The following is a 20594-nucleotide window of genomic DNA, read 5'->3' as shown; positions in this document are numbered from 1 at the left end:
CTAGATACCATGATGCAATGCTGAGATCTGATTGATGTTTTCTATACAAAATATAATGATTAGTGGGATTTCTGGTGAAGTAAGGAAGTGAAAGCGATGTCCCAATTTCAAGTAAAGTTTATGCCCGAGAACCGAGTTGTTGAAGTACCTGATGGTACATCCTTGCTCAATGCAGCCGCTAAAGCGGAAATATTCATTAAATCTGGATGCGGTGGTAAGGGGACTTGTGGAGCCTGTAAAGTTGTCGTTTTAAGTGGGGATCCCACAGTAAGTGGAACCGGAAATTTGACACCTGAACAACTTTCTAAAGGGGTACGACTTGCCTGCAAAACCTTGGTCCAAGGGGATATGGCAATTGAAGTGCCTCCAGAATCAAGGTTACAAGAACATCAAGTTTTAATGGGGGATGTCCAAAAAGGGTTCTTACAGGAAAGCGAACAAGATTTACTCGAAAAATTCGGGCATCATCCCTTAGCAATCAAGCACAGGATTTCACTTTCCAAACCAACCTTGACAGAAAACTCCAGTGATTGGGCTCGTCTGAGTATAGAACTCCGTCGAGTATTGAAAACGGGAGATAAACCCATTCATATTCCCTTATCCGTTCTCAAACATCTGCCAGAGTCACTCCGTAAAGCAAATTGGGATGTATCCATCACTCTGACTGATACTAACGCTGGATTTACGGTTACACACCTTGAAGCCGGAAATGATGTTCCTCCTTATGGGCTTGCAATTGATATTGGTACCACAACCGTTGTCGTTTACCTCGTCAATCTCTTAACGGGAGAGATTGTCGATCAACAGGGTACTTACAACAAACAAGCGAAGTTTGGGGATGACGTTATATCCCGTATCGTGTTTGCCGTTGAAAACGAGCAAAACTTACAAGAGATTAGAAACGCTGTAGTCGATACCATCAATGGCCTTCTCGACAAGATTCTAACGCGCCAGTCTTTGAGTAAAACGAATATCTCTAGCGCCATGGTAGCCGGAAATACGACTATGACACAGTTGTTCTTAGGTATTGATCCACGCTATATACGATTAGAGCCTTATATTCCAACAATGACAACTGTTCCATCTATCCCTGCTCGAGAAATTGGGCTTCATATGTTACCTGAGGCCTTGGTGCATTGTTATCCTTCGGTAGCGAGTTATGTCGGTGGAGATATTGTTGCTGGAACACTTGTCACGGATTTGGCCAATGGGGAAGACATTATCCTCTTTATCGATATTGGGACAAATGGAGAAATTGTACTCGGAAACCAGGATTGGCTTGTTGCTTGCGCTTGTTCTGCAGGTCCGAGCTTTGAAGGTGGCGGTATTACCTTTGGTATGCGAGCTATGCCTGGTGCGATTGAGCGGATTATCATTGATCCCCAATCGTTGGATGTATCCCTGAAGGTGATCAATAACCAAACTCCTGTAGGAATATGCGGATCGGGGCTTGTGGATTGTATAGCCAAACTACTCAGTGCCGGTATTATCGACCGCGCTGGGAATTTCCAGATAGGGCATAAATCAGGCTCGGAACGATTACGGGCCACTACCGACGATAAAGAATTTGTCCTAGCTTGGGCTCATCAAGCCGGTGGGGAAAAAGATGTGGTTATCACTGAAAACGATGTCAAGAATGTTATTCGTGCCAAAGGGGCGATTTACGCTGGAATCCGATCCTTATTAAACATGGTTGCAGTGGATCTTGAAATGATTAGCAGAATTGTCATTGCTGGCGGTTTTGGAAATTACCTTAATATTCATGATTCCGTTCAAATAGGCCTGCTTCCAGATCTTGAGCCAGACCAGTTTGTGTTTATTGGCAACGCTTCCGTTAAAGGTGCGCGTCTTGCCTTACTTTCTCAGAACGCCTGGCGTGAAGCAGAAGAATTGGGACGAAAAATGACCTATGTTGAGCTTTCAGTTGGAGCAACCTATATGGACGAATACATGGCAGCCTTGTTTTTACCCCATACGGATATCTCCCTATTTCCATCTTTTCAATAACTATTATTATGGAGGTCACTTATGTCTAAATATATAGCAGTTGCAGGTAAAGGTGGAGTAGGAAAAACCACATTCACCGCTTTATTGTTAAGGCAAATGGTTCATCGCAAACAAGGGACTTCAATCCTCGCAGTCGATGCAGATCCCAATGCAAATCTTGGCGAAGCTTTGGGCCTATCTGTCACGTCGACGATCTCAGAATTGCTTGAACAAAGTAAGGATCCCAAAGCAATTCCTCAGGGAATGCCCAAAAACATCTTTATCGAATACAAACTCCAACAATCATTAGTCGAGTCAAAAGAAATTGATCTACTAGTTATGGGAGGCCCACAAGGAGCAGGGTGTTATTGCTATCCTAATGATCTCTTGCGCAAACATCTTGAGAACATAGGAGAGAACTATGACTTTGTGGCCGTAGATTCTGAAGCTGGTTTGGAACATATCAGTCGACGAACTATCCCCCATATCGAGACCATGTTTGTGATCAGTGATTCTTCTGCACGAGGTATTCGTTCGGCAGGACGGGTCCACGATCTGATACGAGGACTAAAGTCTGCAGTACAAACCATCTACTTAATTGTCACAAAGACAACCGAAGGTAGCTTGGAATCCTTGAGTGAAGAAATCAAACGAACAGGTCTCACTTTGATCGGAGATATTCCGTTAGATCCATTAGTTGTGGAATATGACTTGGCAGGTAAACCATTATATGATTTGCCTGATGATGCCGTCTCGGTAAAGGCTGTGGAAAGCATTCTGAACCGTGCCGGAATCTTTAACTAGAAAGGAGAGAAGTTCATGTCCGTAACATTAGTGAAAGAAAAGTATTCCAGTAAAGTTGGAGAGGTAGTCCTAGGCGCAACTGCTGAACAGGGAGGAACAAGAACCTCCATAATTACAGTTGGAGGAGATAGTGCCTTACCTTTTCTCCATTTTGAAGGAGAAATGAAGAACCGTCCAGTGATCGCCATGGAGGTCACTGATGTCGTCCCAACTTGGAGCGATATCATTACATGCCAAATTGGAGATGTCGTCAATAATCCAGCAGCTTGGGCGAAAAAATGTGTCGACGAATTTGGCGCAGATCTCATTTATTTGAAACTTAACGGTGCAGACCCTGAAGGAGAAAACCGTTCGCCTGAAGATTGTGCTCGTATCGTAAAAGAAGTCTTAGCAGCTGTGGGGGTTCCCCTTATTGTTGAAGGTTGCGACGACTCTGAAAAAAATAACGAAATAATGACGGTTATCGCAGAAGCTGCAACCGGAGAAAATCTTCTGATCGGTATTGCTGAACAGGATAACTATAAGTCCATTGCAGCAGCTGCCATGGTTCACAAACACACGTTGATTGCGCGTTCCCCACTTGATATTAATATCTGTAAACAACTCAATATTTTAATCCATGAAATGGGATTACCACTCAACAAAATCGTCATCGACCCTACAGTGGCTGGTCTTGGATTCGGTATTGAATATGTTTATTCTATCATGGAGCGGGCACGTCTCGGAGCCTTAGCCGGTGACAAAATGCTTTCCATGCCCATTATTTGTACTGTTGGTTATGAAGCCAATCGCTGCAAAGAAGCCTATGCATCAGTCGAAGAGTTTCCTGGCTGGGGCGATCTTGAAGACCGTGGATTGCTTTGGGAGGCCGTAACCGCTTCCGGAGTACTACAAGTCGGTGCTAGTATCCTTGTTATGCGTAACCCTGCAGCAGTAAAGGTAGTCCAGAAGAATATTGCTGACATGTTCAACCAATAGGTCATCATTAAACTTCAGATGGAGTTAAAACTCCATCTGAAGTAAGTTACATTTATCCGTGAAAATCACTTCCCCATAGTTTAATTTTTTTATTTTATTAATATGAAAGGACGTGACCGAATGCTTATTTTTGGCGAACGGATTAACGGGATGTTTACTGATATTGGAGAAGCACTTCGCAATAAGGATCCAAAACCACTCCAATACTGGGCAGTGAAGCAACAAGAAGGAGGAGCTCACTACCTTGACGTAAACTCGGGTCCAGCTATTCCCACGGAAGAGCGAGTCGCAGCTTATGAGTGGATGGTTAATGTCATTCAAGAAGTATCTGAATTGCCACTCGTTTTAGACTCTACAAACTATAACGCTATTGAAGCCGGCTTGAAAGTTTGTAAACGCCCTGCGATTATTAACTCTTGCCCTGCAGAACAAGTCAAAATCGAGCGTGTTTTCCCGATGGCGATTCAATATAACGCGGGTATTATTGGTTTGACCATGGACAAGAAAGGTATTCCTAAAGACGCTGAAAACCGGGTAGCCTTTGCTATGGAATTAGTAGCAGCTGCAGATGAATACGGCGTGCCAATGGAAGATCTATATATTGACCCATTGATTCTACCTGTTAACGTGGCTCAGGAGCATGCGCCTGAAGTTTTAGAATCCTTACGTCAGGTAAAAATGTTAGCAAACCCAGCACCACGAACAGTTCTTGGCTTATCCAATGTTTCGCAGAAATCACCGGATCGCAATTTGATCAATCGGACGTACATGGCCATGGCTATTGCCTCTGGACTTGATGCAGCCATTATGGATGCTAATGATGATGACCTCGTTGACGTAGCAGCTACCTGTCAGATCCTTCTAAATAGGAGCGTCTATGCTGATTCCTATTTGAAAGTTTTCAGAGCACGCTAATTTGCTTAAGATTTGTTCAAGAGAAGCCAATTTTTAATTAGTTAAGTTCCTCGTAATTTATAGAATTTGTTAAGCTCCTCAGAGTTAATTCTGAGGAGCTTAACAATTCCAGAATAATTTATATGACATTTTCGTTTGCTATTCATACCCAACAGAAAACAAGCATAGCTATCAAGAGATATAATCTATCTGGAGGTGTAAACTTGGAGACTATTTTTCATCATGATCCACGAATTGAAGAATGGGTTAACCAAATTACCGAAAAAATTTTTACTGTATGTTTACTATCAGGAGTAGATTCAGATGCGGAATTTCAACAGGGTAGTTTGATTGTTACGAAAATAGCATCAGTATTATTGGGTTTATCTACCTTTCCTTCAGAATATTTAGAAGATGGATTGAGACAACTACTTGAACAGCAACTTCCTGACGCACGTGTGATTAATAACTTTCCTACGTTTCGTGATACGATGAACAGGATGCTACACGAAGGAATTTCGAAGGTGATGGAATCCCATAAGATAGCGGCCGAAAAAATAAGAGAAGAAGTTACCGAAGAAGTTACAGAAGAAGCTACTGAGGAAGTTACAGAAGAAGTCGTAGAAGTAGTAGCAGAAAAAACTACTGAGGAAGACGGAGAAGAGGTTATAATATCTAATGATAGTGCAGAAGGAGAACTTAAGGTCACTCTCAGTGAAGCGGTTATAGAGGATGAGGATGTTAGCGGTTTAATTTCAGAAACTAAAGCTACCCCTAATAAGGAACTTAAACCAACACACACCCAATTCCAATCGAATGGATTGATGAGCACTCCACAAGTTTATGAGCAGGCGGAACGTCTCAAACATGTCCTAAGTTTTACTTTTGCAAACAAAAAAGTAACTTGGAATTCCAAGCTAATGGGTCAGACATTTTTAGCCCAAGTTGAGGATACTCTGATTTGTCTACAGGATCCTTACCAGCCTTTTGATATGCAGATTTATATTAAGGAAGGTTGGAAAGTCGTCCTATGCACTACAGAAGATCTTAAATTTCCTCGTAGATTAGAGAGAAAAATACGACAATGTCAGCGTTTAGGAAAAAGGTCCTAACTTTAGTAACAATCTTGTATATTTCTTGCGAAGAAGTAGGAAATACTATTTCAGTGTCGAATTAAGTTATAGTAGAGAAGGTTTAGGCATTAATCTAGATTGAAATGAGGAATAGTTTTGTTGGATCAGTTGGGAGAAATATTAAAGAAAACATTATCAGCGATTGAAACAGGAAAAGAAGAAATTTTCTTCATCGCTGAAACGTCACGGACTGAGACTACTCGACTGATTAATGAACTCTCTCAGCTAAAAATTAACATTGCAGAAGTGATTTCCCAAGTGGACAGTCAAGAAAAAATTGATCGGCGCATGCGTCATAAACTGATGGAAGTAAATCGTGCGCATCACATACACACCCAAGAAGAAATGATCGAGACTTATGCAGAAGCAAAAGATGCACAGGTAAAATTACAACTCTTGCAGCATAAGGAAGTTCAATTGCGTAAACGCAGAGATGATCTTGAACGATCCCTTCGTCAGATGCAAGCAACAATCGAGCGTGCTCAAAATTTGATGACTCAGGTGGGAATGGCAATCAGCTTATTACAAGGTGGTTTAGCTGAGGCCCTTCATACCCAGACCAACGAACAACGGTTTGAGATGGGTTTACGTGTAATTAGAGCACAGGAGGAAGAACGCCGACGAGTGGCGAGAGAAATTCATGATGGACCTGCTCAAACCCTCGCGAATATCGTTTTGCGTTTGGAAATTGCCGAAAAGTTACTTGAGTTAGATCCTAGCCGAGTCAAAGCCGAGCTAATGGACCTGAAAAATTTAGTGCGGGCAAATCTCCAAGATATAAGAAGAATAATTTTCGATCTTCGACCGATGGCTTTGGATGACTTAGGAATTGTACCAGCTATTTCGAAATACCTAGACAATTTCCAGGAAAATTATGGGATTAACTGTAAGCTGCGGATTGAGGGACGTGAAAAACGACTTCTTCCGGCTATGGAAGTTGCCCTTTTTCGTTTAGTTCAAGAAGGAATGACCAATGTTGCAAAACATGCCTGCTCGCCTAAGGTCGAAGTATGGCTTATATATCGAGAGGATTGGATGATTGCGCGGATTCATGATTATGGCAAAGGGTTTGAGGTCAAATCTGCGATGAATGCACCCGGTGAACATTTTGGACTTGTCGGAATGCGCGAACGAGTAGAAATGTTCTCAGGGCGTTTTTCTATCCAATCTACTTTAGGGAAGGGGACTTTAATCGAATTGTCAATTCCATCGAATCAGGAGGAGGTACGACAACTTGATACAGATCGTGATTGCCGATGATCACCCCCTGTTAAGAGAGGGACTACGTCGCATACTAGAATTTGAAGAAGGAATCGAAGTCGTTGCCGAAGTAGGGGATGGACAAGGTGCCATTAATGTCGCACGAAAGATGAAATTCGATATCTTATTAATGGATCTTAATATGCCTGTGGTGAATGGCTTAGAAGCTGGGCGTGTCATCCGTCGTGAATACCCGGATATTGGAATATTGGTTCTCACTGTTGATGATTCTGATGAGAAAATATTTCAAGTTCTTCAAATTGGTGTTGCAGGCTATCTTTTAAAAGACGTGGATTCTAAAACATTAATTCACTCAATTCGCAAGGTATATTCCGGTGAACCCATCTTATCTCCTGCTGTTACGGGTAAGTTAATGGGGCAATTGAGTCATCCGAGCCCCGTGAAAGACACTTGTGGACTCAGTGATCGAGAGATGGAAATTCTCCACTATGTTGTACAAGGATCATCTAACCGTGAGATTGGTACCTCATTATTTATTAGTGAAAAGACCGTAAAGAACCATTTATCCAGCATTTACCGAAAATTAGCGGTAGAAGACCGCACCCAAGCCGCTTTAAAAGCTGTTAAGCTTAAGTTTTTCCTGCTTGATTAAAAATCCTAGGCATTAATTATATTGCGAATCTTCAGACAAACAGGTAAAATATTATAAGGAAGTCGTTTAAACTCAAATCACAAACAATATAGAGTGAACTGCTATGCATAGAATTAATAGTTATTTTATAAGCGTCTATGAAGCATTTTCTATTCTAATTCAGATTAGAAAAGCTTTGCGAGGCGCTATTTTTTGGAGGATTGATTTGATGAAAATTAGTTTTTTCGGCGCTGCACAAGTTGTCACGGGTTCATCCTTTCTTGTCGAATCAGGCGAATCACGCATCCTAATTGATTGTGGAATGTTTCAAGGCTCTAAGGCACTCAAAGAGTTAAATTACAATGAATTCCCCTATAATCCCGCGAGCATTGATGCAGTTATTTTAACTCATGCCCATACTGATCATGCTGGGATGCTTCCAAAACTTATTAAAGCCGGATTTAAAGGTACAATTTGGGCAACCCCTGAAACCATAAAATTATGTTCTATCATGCTTCCAGATAGTGGGCATATTCAAGAAATGGAAGTTGAACGCAAGAATCGTAAGCGTTTAAGAGCAGGACTTCAACCCTTAAATCCAATCTATACCGTCCAAGATGCCATTGATACTATATCGTACTTTAAGGCAACCTCTTATCAACAACTCGTTGACTTAGTTCCAACCTTGTCGTTCAAATTTTCTGATGCTGGACATATTTTGGGTGCGGCACATGTTTCACTCTATGTTAAAGAACAAGACTTCACAAAAACTATTGTTTTTTCTGGAGACATAGGAAATAGTAACCAACCTTATGTTGAAGATCCAAGCATTATCAATGAAGCAGATATTGTCATAATGGAAACTACTTATGGGAATCGACTCCACTCCGAAAAGTCAGAAAATAATCAAACTATTGACCGTATGGAGCAACTTGCAGAAACCATTCGTTCAACTCATGAAGCTGGAGGGAATTTGATTATTCCTGCCTTTGCAATTGAACGTACCCAAGATTTACTTTTTTATCTCCGAAAGTTGCAAAACGAGCAGCGCATACCTACTTTACCAGTTTATATTGACAGTCCTTTAGCCATCGCAGCAACAAAGATATTCCAAGAAAACACAGCCCATTTTGATCAAGAAACACAAGACCTGATTAAGCAGGGTAGTAATCCCTTGAAAATGCCAAATGTTCATTTCAGTCAGACCGCTGCAGATTCAATGGCTCTAAATAAGATTGAAAAAGGAGCCATTATTATTGCGGCTAGCGGTATGGCTGACGCAGGACGGATTAAACATCATCTCAAACACAACCTTTGGCGTGAGAACGCTACCGTATTATTTGTAGGGTATCAGGCCCAAGGAACGCTAGGTCGTCTGCTTTCAGATGGCGCAGAGATCGTAACCATACATGGAGAGAAGGTAGCGGTCAAAGCACGTATCAGTCATATGGATGGCCTTTCGGCGCATGCGGACCAAGGAGAATTGCTGGATTGGCTTTCTAATTCACAAAAAAAAGCTGAACAAATTATTCTGGTTCATGGAGAGTTAGAATCCCAAACTATTTTTGCTGAGAAAATACTACAATTGTTCGAGAAGAAACCCATTATTCCCCAACTAGGAGAAATGATTGAGTTCTTGCCCGATCAGATCATTCTTCATCCTACTCCAAAAGCTTGGTTAAGATCAGAGCCTCAGGGCATTACCGAGGAAAAAAGACGTGTTGCATATGAACAAGAATTTACTAAATCAACCCAACCTTCTGTTCAACAAAGTTACCCACGAGACCACAAGTCGAAAACAGGCCTTTCTCGCACACATGTTAACAGGGCATATGTACGGCTTAGGAACCATCTTAAACAGCTTATTGATGAAGGGCAACGAACCCGTGATTATGAAAAGGTTGTCAACCTCCTTGATAGCATGACCCGATGGCTTGAAGAACAACGTAAAACACGACACTAAAGAATTAAGGGTGTTAAAGCCAGGCATATTCCGATGTTTGGCGTTTTATACCAGCTAAGAAGCGGAGGGTTTCCTCACGTCGCTTTACGGCTAAACGTTTGCCAGCTTTTGTGGAGACTTTGTTAGGAAGAGCATCTGCAAAGAGGCGAGCTCTTTCGATGGCATCTTCAGGGGTTTGGACTAATTCATCTTGCCCGACCAAACTAAATAAACGCATTAAGCCTATGTTGCCTAAATTATCTAAAATATCAGATTCGCGTAAGTAGACTGCTTCGTCACTCCGACCAGGTTCCGAATAATACATGTGGTTTTCTATGGCGTCTAAAACTATTGGTAATTTGATCGGAGTGAACATCATTTGTTGCAAGATATTTGCAGCAACCCCTTTGGAACGTAAAGCGTGGTCAATATTCTTTAGGGCATAAACAGGGTATTTTCCTGTGTCATGTAGCATAGCAGCCGTATAAAGAACTTCATCATCAAGTGATAAGTGACTTGAAAGTTCTTTGGACAGATGATATACTCTGAAACAATGTTTAACTCCCCAAGCTGAGTGAGCTCCTGATTTATCGACGATTTGTATAAGTTGTTGTTGAAAGTCCATGTATTTTCCTCCTTTATTCGTATGCCAACTATATACGCCAAAGGACTAGCATTATCCTTCCATAAAATGGCATTTATATTAAGAGGTATTCACTGTTTTTTGTCAAAATAAAGAAGAGAACAGTCAATTTTTCCGCGATTCAATCTTATAAACAGACATATTGCACAATAAGAGAATTATCTTCTTATCATATTTTTGAACGGTACATGGGGAGTGACGTAAATGAATAAGGTTAGTGTTTATGGGAGCTTTACACAAGCTCTTTTCTTTTCAGGTAACGTTTCAATTCCAAAATATCTCTTAACTCATTATAAAGAAATTGGCTTGAATGATCTTGAGATGATGATTTTGATTCAGATTCTCTGCGAAGCAGAATCAAATCCTTATCCCTCAATCGCTACTTTAACGGGTCGAATGACTGCGTCTTCCTCCAATATTGAGGAGAGTTTGGGTCAGTTGGTGGAACGAAAATTGCTAACGATTGAAAGGTACTGGAATCCGAGCGAATCAAAGTGGAGTAACAGTTATAGTTTGGTTGGTCTGATAGAGGAACTTGCTGAGCTATGGGCGATAGAACGTTCTCAACAGTTGGAGGAAGAACGTACACTTAAACAAACTCATACTACCCCCCAGTTAATATCTCCGCCAATTAACTTGCCTATGGAAAATTTAGTTCGTACATTTGAACAGGAGCTAGGTCGACCGCTAACTCAAATAGAATGTCAAAACCTTGAACGTTGGTTGTCGTCCCATTTTTCAGAAGAGTTGATTATTGAAGCCTTAAGAAGAGGCGTGAGCGCCGGTATACGAAACTTTCGCTATTTAGACTCGATACTTCGGGAATGGGAAAAAAAGGGTTTAAAAACGCGTGCTGAGATAGAAACCGAAGATGCGTATTTTCAGGCTCGTCAGGATAAAAAGAATACCAAGCCTAAGAGTCAGACCCGCAAAACAACTCCTAATAAATATGAGAACTTTTATCTTTAAAACAATGTAAGGTTTTTTGTGAATATTGAGGAGGATATCTAATATGAGAAGTGTTAAAGATATCTTAAATAGTACGGGCATCACTAATAAAGCACTCAAGGCCGATTTAGAAAGGGATGTACCGGCGCCGATTCCTACTAAAACGTTCGAGTGTTCTATTTGCCAAGATCGAGGTATCTTTCTTGAAGGGGATTTAGCTTATCCATGTGATTGTATGAAGACGAAAAAACGGGAAAATCAGTTCCGCCATGCGAGGATCTCGAGGGAATTAATGAAATGTCGTTTTGAAAAATTCAGATTCGATTATTATACACAGGAAATTGAAGATCAAACACATCGAGAAGGTGCTACCAGGGCGTTCAATGCTTCTCAACGGTTTGTTGAAGATTGCCTTCAGAATCCCCACGGTCTAGGAATAATGTTTACTGGTCCAGTTGGATCAGGGAAAACATTTCTTGCCGCAGCCATAGCCAATAAGCTCATAGAATCTAAATTACAAGTCCTTTTTTTGATTGTTCCTGATCTGTTGGATGAGTTAAGAGCAACCTACAAGTCTGAGATTAATGAGCTAGATTTACTAGATACTGCCCGCACAATTCCCATCCTTATCCTTGATGACTTAGGTGCTCATAATTATACGGATTGGACCCGGAATAGACTTTATTCAATCATTAATTATCGGATGAATGAACAACTTCCCACAGTGATTACTTCAAATCTTTCACTCGATGAAATGGAGGAGTATATAGGGGTTCGAACAACATCACGAATTATTCAGTGTTCAAGAATTTTCCGCTTAACTGTCCACAATGATATCCGTCTTCAGATTTATCAAGAACGAGAAAGAAAAACTAAGTGAACTCGTTCAGCTAAAGCTGAACATTGAGACTTCGGTGGGGGACTCTACCCCCACCGAAGCAAAATAAGGAACACCCACTTATAGAAGTGGGTGTCTTCATTGAATTTGATAAAAATATTTTCCAAACCTATGCATGTCTACTGAGAGACATGCATAGGTTTTTTTAAAGATTAAAATTAATAGATATAGGAGGTGTTCAAGCTTGTCAAAAATCATTACGATTAACCGCAAATACATCGTCATGGTCGCTAGCGTTCTTGTAATCTGTCTCATTGGATTTGCAGGATTTTCATTCTGGCAAAATTCAGAGGCAAGTGCTACTAAGAACAATGGGATTCCGGAGATCAAAATGCTTGGGGTGACCGTGGAACCAGCTTCAGTAGTTAAGGATCTCACTTATGGCAGTGTAACTTTAAAAGGGGCACAAGTAATTACCACCAAATCATTTGATCTTATCGCTACAGTCCAGAACACATCGGCTAAAAAAATGACGAACATTCCAGTGGAATTGCAAGTAACTTTGGTTGGGGATAACACTAAGAAAGTAACCTCTCCAGGAAACTTACCATCGTTAGAACCAGGCGCCATGGCCCGCGTCGCTTTTCGTCAAATTAATGTCTTAGGTGATGCATTAGGAAAGAGTTCAACAAACGGGCAGCATTTAGTAACCTTGAGAATTAATCCTAACCCTGAAGGGGGAGTAGAACAAGCTACAGAAGCAAGTTTTCGCTTCAATGTTGATACGACGGTCAAAGTGCCTACCACTGTCAAGAAACAATAATATATTAAGAAAATAAGTGCTAAGCTTAGCACTTATTTTTGTTGGTGTGCCACGCATAAGTATTGCTCATTTTGCAGATCGACTGGAGAATTTATCCATGCCTTCACTTTAGTGCAAAGAGGCAGAAATTAAGGAGCATCAAGTTCTTAATTTCTCACCTGTGTTCTGGATTATTTGGCAGACCACAACAAAAACTGACCATATGTTGCAAATGCACAATCCTAAGTTGAGCTATAAATCGAAGGTACACGAAGTACCCGTATTCCATATATTGTAATGAAGGGGGGTGAAAATGTCCGGTAGTCAGCCAAGAGGCCTTAAAGGGGAACCCATTAGTTTGGGGATCGAAATTTTTGCTCCTATCAGTTCAGTGGCTGGGAGTTCCACGCTTTTTTTAACTCAACCTCTCTTAAGTGGACGCGTTTTTGAGTCATCCGCTGTTATTATTGGTGCCGAACTCATACTTTTTATTGCACAACGCTTTTTTGACATTAAAAGTATCCCTATTCTTGATAGAAAGAACGAACGAACCGTACAAATGCCTCTTTCTGAGCTTAAAACACCAGAATTATAATATATTAACCGCAAAGGAAAGGCAAAATGCCTTTCCTTTGCGGTTAATATATTTAAATACGTTTGTTTCACTAAATTATTTATAGTACAATGGTTTTTGTGGGCAAACTATGGTAACGTAAACTATACTAAAAGGTTAATTATAATTCGCCAAATATGAATTGTAGAAGTGAAGGACGTGTAAGAGTGTTAGTTGGAGTAAGAAGAATTGATCGTGAACGGATAGCTGGAGCTACAATACTAATTAGTCTGTTTATTATCCTACTATCCATGATTGGAATATTGCTAGCAGATGCTAAAGTTTCCAACATAGAATTGGTTGACCGCGGCTTATATACAATTATTACGAATAATGGCCCGATTAATGTTAGTCAAGAAGATATTTTGAGAATTGAAAAAACGTATACTAAAGCTGCTATCACAGGTACAGCTGTAGAGCTTGATAAAATTTATACGACTAAAGGGTTTATATATATTTCTTCTTTAGATCCCTTTTACGAGACTGGAAATCAGCTGATCAACTCGGTGGATTCAGAGGGTAAGCCTGTTTGGATTCCTTCGAATAATACTGGATCTGAGGTAACGCTTGATCAACGTCAACGCGCTAATCTTAGCTTAGTCAAACCGTTTAATTATGCTATAGGTACCTCTTCGAAGCTGGTGATTGTAATCTTTTCAGTTTTATCAATGCAGTATCTAGCGCTTTCTATTGGAGGGTTGGCTTTAATAGTTCTTATTTTTCCGTTGCGTTTAGGCACTGAAATACCTGATCAATCGTTAATGCGCCAAGACATAGAGTTTTGTTCAAATGAGGACCAGATAGACGCAGTTGCCAAATAGCTAGAACTCAGTTTTCTTTTAATCTGTAAGGATATTACCTATCATGGTCGAAAGTTAAGGGGAACTAGTAATTTGAAATAGGTGTTTAGGTGTAAAGACATAAAGCAATTTAATTTACTATGACAGAGAAGGAGTCTAGTCATGAAAGTAACTGTAAAACATATTAAAGGAATGTTTTTTCAAGGAGAAGGAAGTAGTAAGATGATGACTAATATGGATGCTAGTGTTAATGCAGGAGGAACTGGGCATGGAACTAGCCCAATGGAACTACTTCTAATGTCAATTGCCGGTTGCAGCGGTATGGATATTGTCACAATTCTTGAAAAGATGCAGGTTAAAATACAACGTTTTGAAACTACCGTAGAAGGTGAACGTGCTAACGATCATCCGAGGGTTTTCAAGGATATTGAAATAGTTTATAAGTTTTGGGGTGAAGCTCTTCCTGAAGTTAAACTGCAACGTGCAGTACAACTCTCGATGGGCAAATATTGTAGTGTGGGAAACATGATTGATAAAGCAGCCAATCTAACCTACAGGATCGAAATAAACCCTCTTAAGGGGTCATAATGAAGCTGTTTTGCGTGAGAATAGAGCCGTTCTATCTTTAAAAGGACGGTTCTTTTCTTATTTAAACCACCAAACGTGGTCTTTGAGGTCATCATAATGGAACTATGTACAGCAAATGGGATTAATTGGAGGATAGTAATTGATTATTTTTTCCAGATACTTAATAGGTATCCTTGATAGAACATACATGATTTGTTATACTGAGAACGGTGTTATTAAAAACATTAAACTAGCATTAAAATTTTGTAGTGATTCGCTGACCGCACATCTCAAAATCTGCGGTTGTTTTTTATGAGAATGGAATCTATTCTAGTATCATAAAAGAAAAGTTTAATTTGTTACAAAAGAAGGAGATAGAACTTGCATGATAAAAAAGAGTAGAATTAGGATAAAGAAGATTTTGTTATTTATAAGCTTTAATATCATTTTCGCAGCAATCCTTATTCCATTTGTCTTGTTCTGGGGACCGTTTCAATCTCTCAAAACTGTAGCTGTTGGCGCAGTTGCTACGTCACGACATCCTCAGGTAGTACAGGCATTTTTATCTCCAGATGAAATTAATCGGATTATGAATGGAAGTTCATCTCAAGAATCAAGTGGTGGACAAGCTTTCGAACGCAAGCAAGTGATGACTGATAAAAATTCTGGAATAACTATTGAAGATATTCAAGGCCGCAGCTTTAAAGGTAAAGTAATGTTGATAAAAGACCCTAAGCGAGTAAAATTGGCCGTAACCAAAGAAATTGGAGTTACAGGAGAACGAGTTAGCGATTTTGTTAAGGACATGGGAGCTATTGCCGGGATTAATGCCGGGGGGTTCTATGACCCTAATGGAAAAGGAAACGGAGCTTTTCCTGACGGTCTAACCATGCAAGAGGGAAAATTAGTCCACAACAATGTTGGTGACAAAGCGGTAAATATTGTCGGATTCGATGATAAAGGGAAACTTGTCCTCGGTAAAATGACCGCAAAGCAATTAGTAGAGAAAAATATTCGCGAAGCAGTGACCTTTGAACCAAATTTAATAGTAGATGGCAAACCTGTAATAACGGGAGACGGTGGATGGGGGATTGCTCCACGCACTGGAATCGGACAAATGGCGGATGGAACCGTAATTTTTGTCGTAATTGATGGACGACAACCGACCTGGAGTATAGGGGCCACCTTACGTGATCTCATGAATGTATTTGTTGATTATAAGGCAGTCAATGCTATTAATCTTGATGGTGGATCTTCTTCAGAACTCGTCTATGATGGTAAAGTAATGAATAAACTTTGGAACATTTTCGGGGAGCGGTATATTCCCACAGCCTTTGTAGTGACCCCTTAACAACTTAGTTTTCTTTACTGTTCAGCTTTTAAACCTGAACAGTTCACTATGCTTTAAAGGAGACCTCGCATGAAAAAGAAACTGCGTATTATATTGGTTTGGATATTAGTGTCGCTCATCCTGCAATTTGGAGCTTACTCCTATTTGAACATGCAAGTTGCCAAGGTACTTGCTCCTAAAGGGGATATCAATGAACCAATCACAACGCAACTTAAAGTAACCATCCCAGGCTCTAATCTTAAGAATATTCAGATATCCTATGCTAAGGATTATTTGGCTTATACAGATAACGGGACACTTAAGATTTTTAACCTAGCGAAAGAAAAAATCGTCTTCGAAAAGGAGCTACCCTCGGCAGCTGATAAAACACTAGGTGTGCTCACCTACCAATGGTTGCCCGACAGAGACACTCTACTCTATTTTTATGCTAAGAAGAATCCTAATCCAGTAACCTATGTTACCGTACAACCCACTAAGCCAGTAACCCAGACTCCGGCTAAAAACCCAGAAGCAGGGGTACTTCCCCAAGATCCGAAAGTTGAAGACCCTAATGAAAAAGTTAAAATAGAAGTCCCTAAAGAGGTTCCAGTTGAACCTAAGGTTGAAAAGCGGTATGGAAATCCTCAGATTACTGAACTCTATACACTGGCACTTCCAAATAGTGATGAGGATACTCCGCCTGATGATCGATTCAATCAAACCATTAACACGTTCCCTGCAGGTGGGAAAATTGAAGAATTAGTAGTCTCAACTTCAACCAATTTGATTTACCTTACTGTCAAGAATGGATCGACTGAACTACTCATGGAAATTGACGTCATGAAAAACGTGCGTCAAATAAATCGATCTGGGGAGACCATAGATGATATGGCTGCTTCAGATCGATATGGAACACTGTATATTAACAGTAAAGTAGGAGGAACCCAACAGGTCATTGCTTTAAGTGGAGAAAAGCGTATCGTGATTTCAAAAAATAGCAAAGATCGGGTAATAGGTCTTGGAGAAGGCAAGGTGTTTATTGGCGAAATTGAAAACAATAAACTGATTAGGATTAAGACAACAGCTGACAGATTAGACCTGGCAAGCAATCCTGCTCTTAAGACTGAATGGGAAGGGTCCCTACCCTTTAACAATGTTAGGACGCTGATCGGTTCAAAGGGTCAGGTAGTCATCTATGATCAAAGTACTGCTAATATAGTAACGAATGGTCAACTGAAAGAGCTTAAATTACAAGGGGATGAGAATTACATCTCAGAAGATGGTGCAGAGCTTATCCAATTGAATCGCTCAGGAACGTCCACAATAGTAGAGTTGATACCCCTTAAACCTTAGACAATAGCTTTTATGGTTCACTAGATACTCTGCTAAGTCTAGGGGCTGTCTCATAATGAAGTCCGAGGACATTCACGAAAAGGCAACTCCCTTTCACTTGTTAAGCAAATGAGAGAGTTTAATCAGTAGAATTAATTGCTGATTAAACTCTCTCATTTGTTTTTAGAAACCCCAAAAAGAGGATTAAAAGGGGGTGCCTCTTTATAGAAATTGCATTTCTATAAAGAGGCACCCCTAGCGGAGAATTAGTTTAGAAATCCTAATTTATTCATTTAGTGGGGTTTCACTAGGAGTACTTTGTAATCCTTTAAGCTGGATTTCCAGACTGTCAAGTAAGGTGCGAATTTGATTCATTTGGTCAATGATTGACACTAGGTTCGGTTCATCCAAATCGGTTATTGGGGTTTGGGGTGACTCAGCAGGAGTAGGTATGCTTTGCCCTGGTGTTGTCGGTTGAGGTGCTCCTTCACCAAACAGTTGGGTTAAGGCTGAACCAATATTTTCGGTCATTACCAAACGATCTTGATAAGCTAAGACAACTCGTTTCATTTCAGGAATACTTCCGCCTTTATCCGACTGCAGATAGATTGGCTCAACATAGAGAAAGTTTCCACCGATCGGAAGAGCCAAGAGATTACCTCGAATCACGCTTGAACCTTTCTGATCCCATAAGGAAAGCTGTTTGGATATTTCAGTGTCTTGGTCAATGCGAGACTCAATTTGTAACGGACCGTCAATTTCGATATTTTTAGGCAGTTTATAGAGTAATAGCTCACCATAATGCTCTCCATCCATTCGAGCCGCCATCCAAGCGATCATGTTATTTCTTGTGTTCGTAGCACTTGATGCCGGGGTAAATGGAAGCATAAGCACGAACTCAGGTTTATCTTCACCTGGAACTTTCATGATGGTATAATAAGGTGCTACGTTTTGAGGTTTAGCATCAAACAGTTCTTTAGCAATGTCCCAAGCGTCTTCTTTATTGTAGAAAACGGAAGTGTTTGTCATATGGAAGGTTTTTAACATGTTGCTTTGAACGCTAAAAAGGGTTTCAGGATATCGAAGGTGGGCTTTTAAGTTCTTGGACAGACTTGAAAAATCCTTAAAAACTCCCGGAAATATTTTCATATAGGTCTTTAGAATTGGGTCTTGAGGATCAATTGTATAAAAGTCAACGGTTCCGTCATAGGCATCTATAATCACTTTGACTGAATTTCGGATGTAGTTAAACCCCTGATTAGGATACCTATTAGAATAAGGAAGGGCATCAGATGTGGTATAGGCATCAATAATCCACTTAATACGCCCATTATCTATGACCATATAAGGATCCATATCATAGGTTAGAAATGGCGCTAGCTTTTGAACACGTTCCTCTATATTGCGGTATATAAGCAATTTGCTCTCAGATGTCACTTCTCTAGCAAGGTAAAAGCGCGGGGTTCCATGGCGTAAGGAGAGCATCAACTTATTTAGTGGGGTTAACTGGAGTCCGGTTTTACCTTGGTAGGAATTTTCAGCATTCGAATTTCCGAGAGGATAATCAAATTCTTTCACTGAGGTATTTGCCACGACCCAATTATTAGTCAATTCACCGTAGTAAATCCTAGGTTCGGTCATTTTAAATTCTGTGAACTCACTTACAGGTGGAACATCTTTTATGGCAAAGGAGGGGAGACCTTCAGAAGTAACGGCATTAGCGAACGATGCGGAGGCTCCAAAACCGTGTGTATATTTGAAACGTTCATTGACAAACGTCTTGGCTTTAGGGTCCAAATCGGGGGTTGATATTTCTCGAGGACCCATCATAACTTGGCGATATTCACCATTGACAGTGTATCGATCGATATCAATGTCATTGAATTTATAATAAAGTCTAATACCCTGTTTCTGATTATAGGTCTGTAACATGGGTCGGGCATCGTTAAGTCGAATGTTGTTGAGCGTTTCTACCTCGGCTTTTAACACGTTCACCGTGATGGGTGAGTTGCCGGGATACTCAATATCTTGAATCTGATCTAAACCAAAACCAAACCGTGTCAATTGCACTTCATGTTGGATATACGGTTGTTCTTTGCGAAGTTCATTAGGAAGGACGAGAAATTGTTGAACAAGCGCAGGGAAAATACTATTCATGAGGATTCCGACCACGAAAACTCCTGAGACAGGAACGGTTAATAAGCGAGAATCATTTGATTTAAGAGCGAAGAAGGCTAGTAAAGATCCTAGCAGGCTGAGAACTATTAAAAGTTTCAAAGCAGGAAGTGTCGCATATAAGTCTGAGAATCCGGCGCCGACCACATGTCCGTGGATAGAGTACAGTAACTGAAAAATATCAAGATAATATCCGAAAGCTTTTAATCCTAAGAGGATTCCAATTAATAATGCTAGATGCCTCCTAGGATCTGATCCAACTGTGACTGCTCCTCTTTGCCAGAGCCTTCTTGATCGGAAACGGATGACTCCAGTGACAATATAAAAAATCGTTGTAAAAAATGTCAGCAAAAATAATGGGCCAAAAAAAGCATTAAATAAGGTCTGTAAGAATGGGAGTTGAAAGAAATAAAACGCTAAATCTTTACCGAAAATTGGATCGACCTGATTGAATTGGGTAGCATGCGTAAACGATAAAACATCCAACCAGCCTTTGAAACCTAGTACAAAACTAATCCCAAAACTAATGACTGCAGATATAATCAATAACCATACGGTAACCCGTCGTTGACTTAGGTTAAAGGCTGGGCGGTTCATATCCTGAACTAATCGCAAACGAAGACGTAATCGTTCATTTATGAAGGTGACGATTGCATGGCGAATAGACAACAAAGTTCCAGCAATGAAAATAAAGAGAATTGTTCCGTTTACTGCTTGAAAAAGTGCTTTACTTAAAATCGGGGTCCAAAATAATTGAGTATAACCGAGATCTTTAAACCATAACCAATCTTCGTATAAACCACTAGAGGCGAGCAAGACTGAGAATAGTATAATTAAGGTAACAACCAGTTTGTAAAAACGGTGCAATAGTGACTCCTCCTTTAATATAGAAATCTTGATTAACTCTAAAATTATGTGCCATACTAAGGTGATAGGTGATAGGTGATAGGTGGTATA

18 protein-coding genes are annotated in these 20594 nt (G+C 40.3%); 16 read left to right on the top strand and 2 right to left on the bottom strand.

Features of this window, described 5'->3' with window-relative positions; genetic code table 11:
• Nucleotides 1-96: 96 nt before the first annotated feature.
• The 8 genes from ACYQ3Q_RS02245 (at nt 97) to ACYQ3Q_RS02210 (ending at nt 9610) form a co-directional block, all read left to right on the top strand.
• The gene (locus ACYQ3Q_RS02245; RefSeq protein WP_459927037.1) at nt 97-2007 is read left to right on the top strand and encodes an ASKHA domain-containing protein; all 1911 of its coding nucleotides are present in this window, start codon (nt 97-99) and stop codon (nt 2005-2007) included.
• Nucleotides 2008-2028: 21 nt separating this feature from the next.
• Entirely contained in the window at nt 2029-2790 is a 762-nt protein-coding gene (locus ACYQ3Q_RS02240) for an ATP-binding protein (RefSeq protein ID WP_459927036.1), read from the top strand.
• Between the two features lie 15 nt (nt 2791-2805).
• Nucleotides 2806-3768 (top strand): acetyl-CoA decarbonylase/synthase complex subunit delta, encoded by a 963-nt coding sequence (locus tag ACYQ3Q_RS02235; RefSeq protein ID WP_459927035.1) that lies wholly within the window; start codon nt 2806-2808, stop codon nt 3766-3768.
• 120 nt (nt 3769-3888) lie between these two features.
• The gene (locus ACYQ3Q_RS02230) at nt 3889-4683 is read left to right on the top strand and encodes a methyltetrahydrofolate cobalamin methyltransferase (protein WP_034145865.1); all 795 of its coding nucleotides are present in this window, start codon (nt 3889-3891) and stop codon (nt 4681-4683) included.
• 203 nt (nt 4684-4886) lie between these two features.
• On the top strand, nt 4887-5774 hold the full coding sequence (locus ACYQ3Q_RS02225) for a hypothetical protein (protein WP_459927034.1): 888 nt from the start codon (nt 4887-4889) through the stop codon (nt 5772-5774).
• 117 nt (nt 5775-5891) lie between these two features.
• Nucleotides 5892-7055 (top strand): sensor histidine kinase, encoded by a 1164-nt coding sequence (locus ACYQ3Q_RS02220; protein WP_459927033.1) that lies wholly within the window; start codon nt 5892-5894, stop codon nt 7053-7055.
• Entirely contained in the window at nt 7030-7668 is a 639-nt protein-coding gene (locus ACYQ3Q_RS02215; protein WP_034145863.1) for a response regulator, read from the top strand. Before ACYQ3Q_RS02220 ends, ACYQ3Q_RS02215 begins: the two co-directional genes overlap by 26 nt.
• A 208-nt stretch (nt 7669-7876) precedes the next feature.
• The gene (locus ACYQ3Q_RS02210) at nt 7877-9610 is read left to right on the top strand and encodes an MBL fold metallo-hydrolase (protein WP_459927032.1); all 1734 of its coding nucleotides are present in this window, start codon (nt 7877-7879) and stop codon (nt 9608-9610) included.
• Between the two features lie 13 nt (nt 9611-9623).
• Here ACYQ3Q_RS02210 and ACYQ3Q_RS02205 read toward each other — a convergent pair whose 3' ends face one another.
• The gene (locus ACYQ3Q_RS02205) at nt 9624-10214 is read right to left on the bottom strand and encodes an HD domain-containing protein (RefSeq protein WP_459927031.1); all 591 of its coding nucleotides are present in this window, start codon (nt 10212-10214) and stop codon (nt 9624-9626) included.
• Nucleotides 10215-10436: 222 nt separating this feature from the next.
• Between ACYQ3Q_RS02205 and ACYQ3Q_RS02200 the strand changes: the two genes are divergently transcribed.
• The 8 genes from ACYQ3Q_RS02200 to ACYQ3Q_RS02165 all read left to right on the top strand — a co-directional run bounded on the left by ACYQ3Q_RS02200 (nt 10437) and on the right by ACYQ3Q_RS02165 (nt 17483).
• Nucleotides 10437-11201, top strand: coding sequence for a DnaD domain-containing protein (locus tag ACYQ3Q_RS02200; protein WP_459927030.1), 765 nt, complete (start codon nt 10437-10439; stop codon nt 11199-11201).
• Nucleotides 11202-11244: 43 nt separating this feature from the next.
• Entirely contained in the window at nt 11245-12060 is an 816-nt protein-coding gene (locus tag ACYQ3Q_RS02195; RefSeq protein ID WP_459927029.1) for an ATP-binding protein, read from the top strand.
• Between the two features lie 202 nt (nt 12061-12262).
• Nucleotides 12263-12841: a hypothetical protein gene (locus ACYQ3Q_RS02190; RefSeq protein ID WP_459927028.1), complete on the top strand. Its 579-nt coding sequence runs from the start codon at nt 12263-12265 to the stop codon at nt 12839-12841.
• A gap of 292 nt (nt 12842-13133) precedes the next feature.
• A complete protein-coding gene (locus tag ACYQ3Q_RS02185; protein WP_459927027.1) occupies nt 13134-13415 on the top strand; it encodes a hypothetical protein in 282 nt (93 codons plus the stop codon).
• 185 nt (nt 13416-13600) lie between these two features.
• The gene (locus ACYQ3Q_RS02180) at nt 13601-14254 is read left to right on the top strand and encodes a hypothetical protein (RefSeq protein ID WP_459927026.1); all 654 of its coding nucleotides are present in this window, start codon (nt 13601-13603) and stop codon (nt 14252-14254) included.
• 141 nt (nt 14255-14395) lie between these two features.
• Nucleotides 14396-14821, top strand: coding sequence for an OsmC family protein (locus ACYQ3Q_RS02175; RefSeq protein WP_459927025.1), 426 nt, complete (start codon nt 14396-14398; stop codon nt 14819-14821).
• 364 nt (nt 14822-15185) lie between these two features.
• The gene (locus tag ACYQ3Q_RS02170; RefSeq protein WP_459927024.1) at nt 15186-16151 is read left to right on the top strand and encodes a phosphodiester glycosidase family protein; all 966 of its coding nucleotides are present in this window, start codon (nt 15186-15188) and stop codon (nt 16149-16151) included.
• A 69-nt stretch (nt 16152-16220) separates the two neighbouring features.
• Nucleotides 16221-17483 (top strand): hypothetical protein, encoded by a 1263-nt coding sequence (locus ACYQ3Q_RS02165; protein WP_459927023.1) that lies wholly within the window; start codon nt 16221-16223, stop codon nt 17481-17483.
• A 264-nt stretch (nt 17484-17747) separates the two neighbouring features.
• Here the strand turns inward: ACYQ3Q_RS02165 and ACYQ3Q_RS02160 are convergent, their stop codons facing one another.
• A complete protein-coding gene (locus ACYQ3Q_RS02160; RefSeq protein ID WP_459927022.1) occupies nt 17748-20504 on the bottom strand; it encodes a UPF0182 family membrane protein in 2757 nt (918 codons plus the stop codon).
• Between the last annotated feature and the right edge of the window lie 90 nt (nt 20505-20594).

Source organism: Desulfosporosinus burensis (assembly GCF_054657535.1).
This window is presented reverse-complemented; position numbering and strand designations above follow the sequence as displayed.

What these genes read in the sequence shown, in the direction of transcription:
- ACYQ3Q_RS02200 (WP_459927030.1), top strand. Translation starts at nt 10,437, where the DNA reads ATGAATAAGGTTAGTGTTTATGGGAGCTTTACACAAGCTCTTTTCTTT.
- ACYQ3Q_RS02205 (WP_459927031.1), bottom strand. Translation starts at nt 10,214, where the DNA reads ATGGACTTTCAACAACAACTTATACAAATCGTCGATAAATCAGGAGCT.
- ACYQ3Q_RS02165 (WP_459927023.1), top strand. Translation starts at nt 16,221, where the DNA reads ATGAAAAAGAAACTGCGTATTATATTGGTTTGGATATTAGTGTCGCTC.
- ACYQ3Q_RS02235 (WP_459927035.1), top strand. Translation starts at nt 2,806, where the DNA reads ATGTCCGTAACATTAGTGAAAGAAAAGTATTCCAGTAAAGTTGGAGAG.
- ACYQ3Q_RS02195 (WP_459927029.1), top strand. Translation starts at nt 11,245, where the DNA reads ATGAGAAGTGTTAAAGATATCTTAAATAGTACGGGCATCACTAATAAA.
- ACYQ3Q_RS02170 (WP_459927024.1), top strand. Translation starts at nt 15,186, where the DNA reads ATGATAAAAAAGAGTAGAATTAGGATAAAGAAGATTTTGTTATTTATA.
- ACYQ3Q_RS02185 (WP_459927027.1), top strand. Translation starts at nt 13,134, where the DNA reads ATGTCCGGTAGTCAGCCAAGAGGCCTTAAAGGGGAACCCATTAGTTTG.
- ACYQ3Q_RS02240 (WP_459927036.1), top strand. Translation starts at nt 2,029, where the DNA reads ATGTCTAAATATATAGCAGTTGCAGGTAAAGGTGGAGTAGGAAAAACC.
- ACYQ3Q_RS02230 (WP_034145865.1), top strand. Translation starts at nt 3,889, where the DNA reads ATGCTTATTTTTGGCGAACGGATTAACGGGATGTTTACTGATATTGGA.
- ACYQ3Q_RS02245 (WP_459927037.1), top strand. Translation starts at nt 97, where the DNA reads ATGTCCCAATTTCAAGTAAAGTTTATGCCCGAGAACCGAGTTGTTGAA.
- ACYQ3Q_RS02175 (WP_459927025.1), top strand. Translation starts at nt 14,396, where the DNA reads ATGAAAGTAACTGTAAAACATATTAAAGGAATGTTTTTTCAAGGAGAA.
- ACYQ3Q_RS02210 (WP_459927032.1), top strand. Translation starts at nt 7,877, where the DNA reads ATGAAAATTAGTTTTTTCGGCGCTGCACAAGTTGTCACGGGTTCATCC.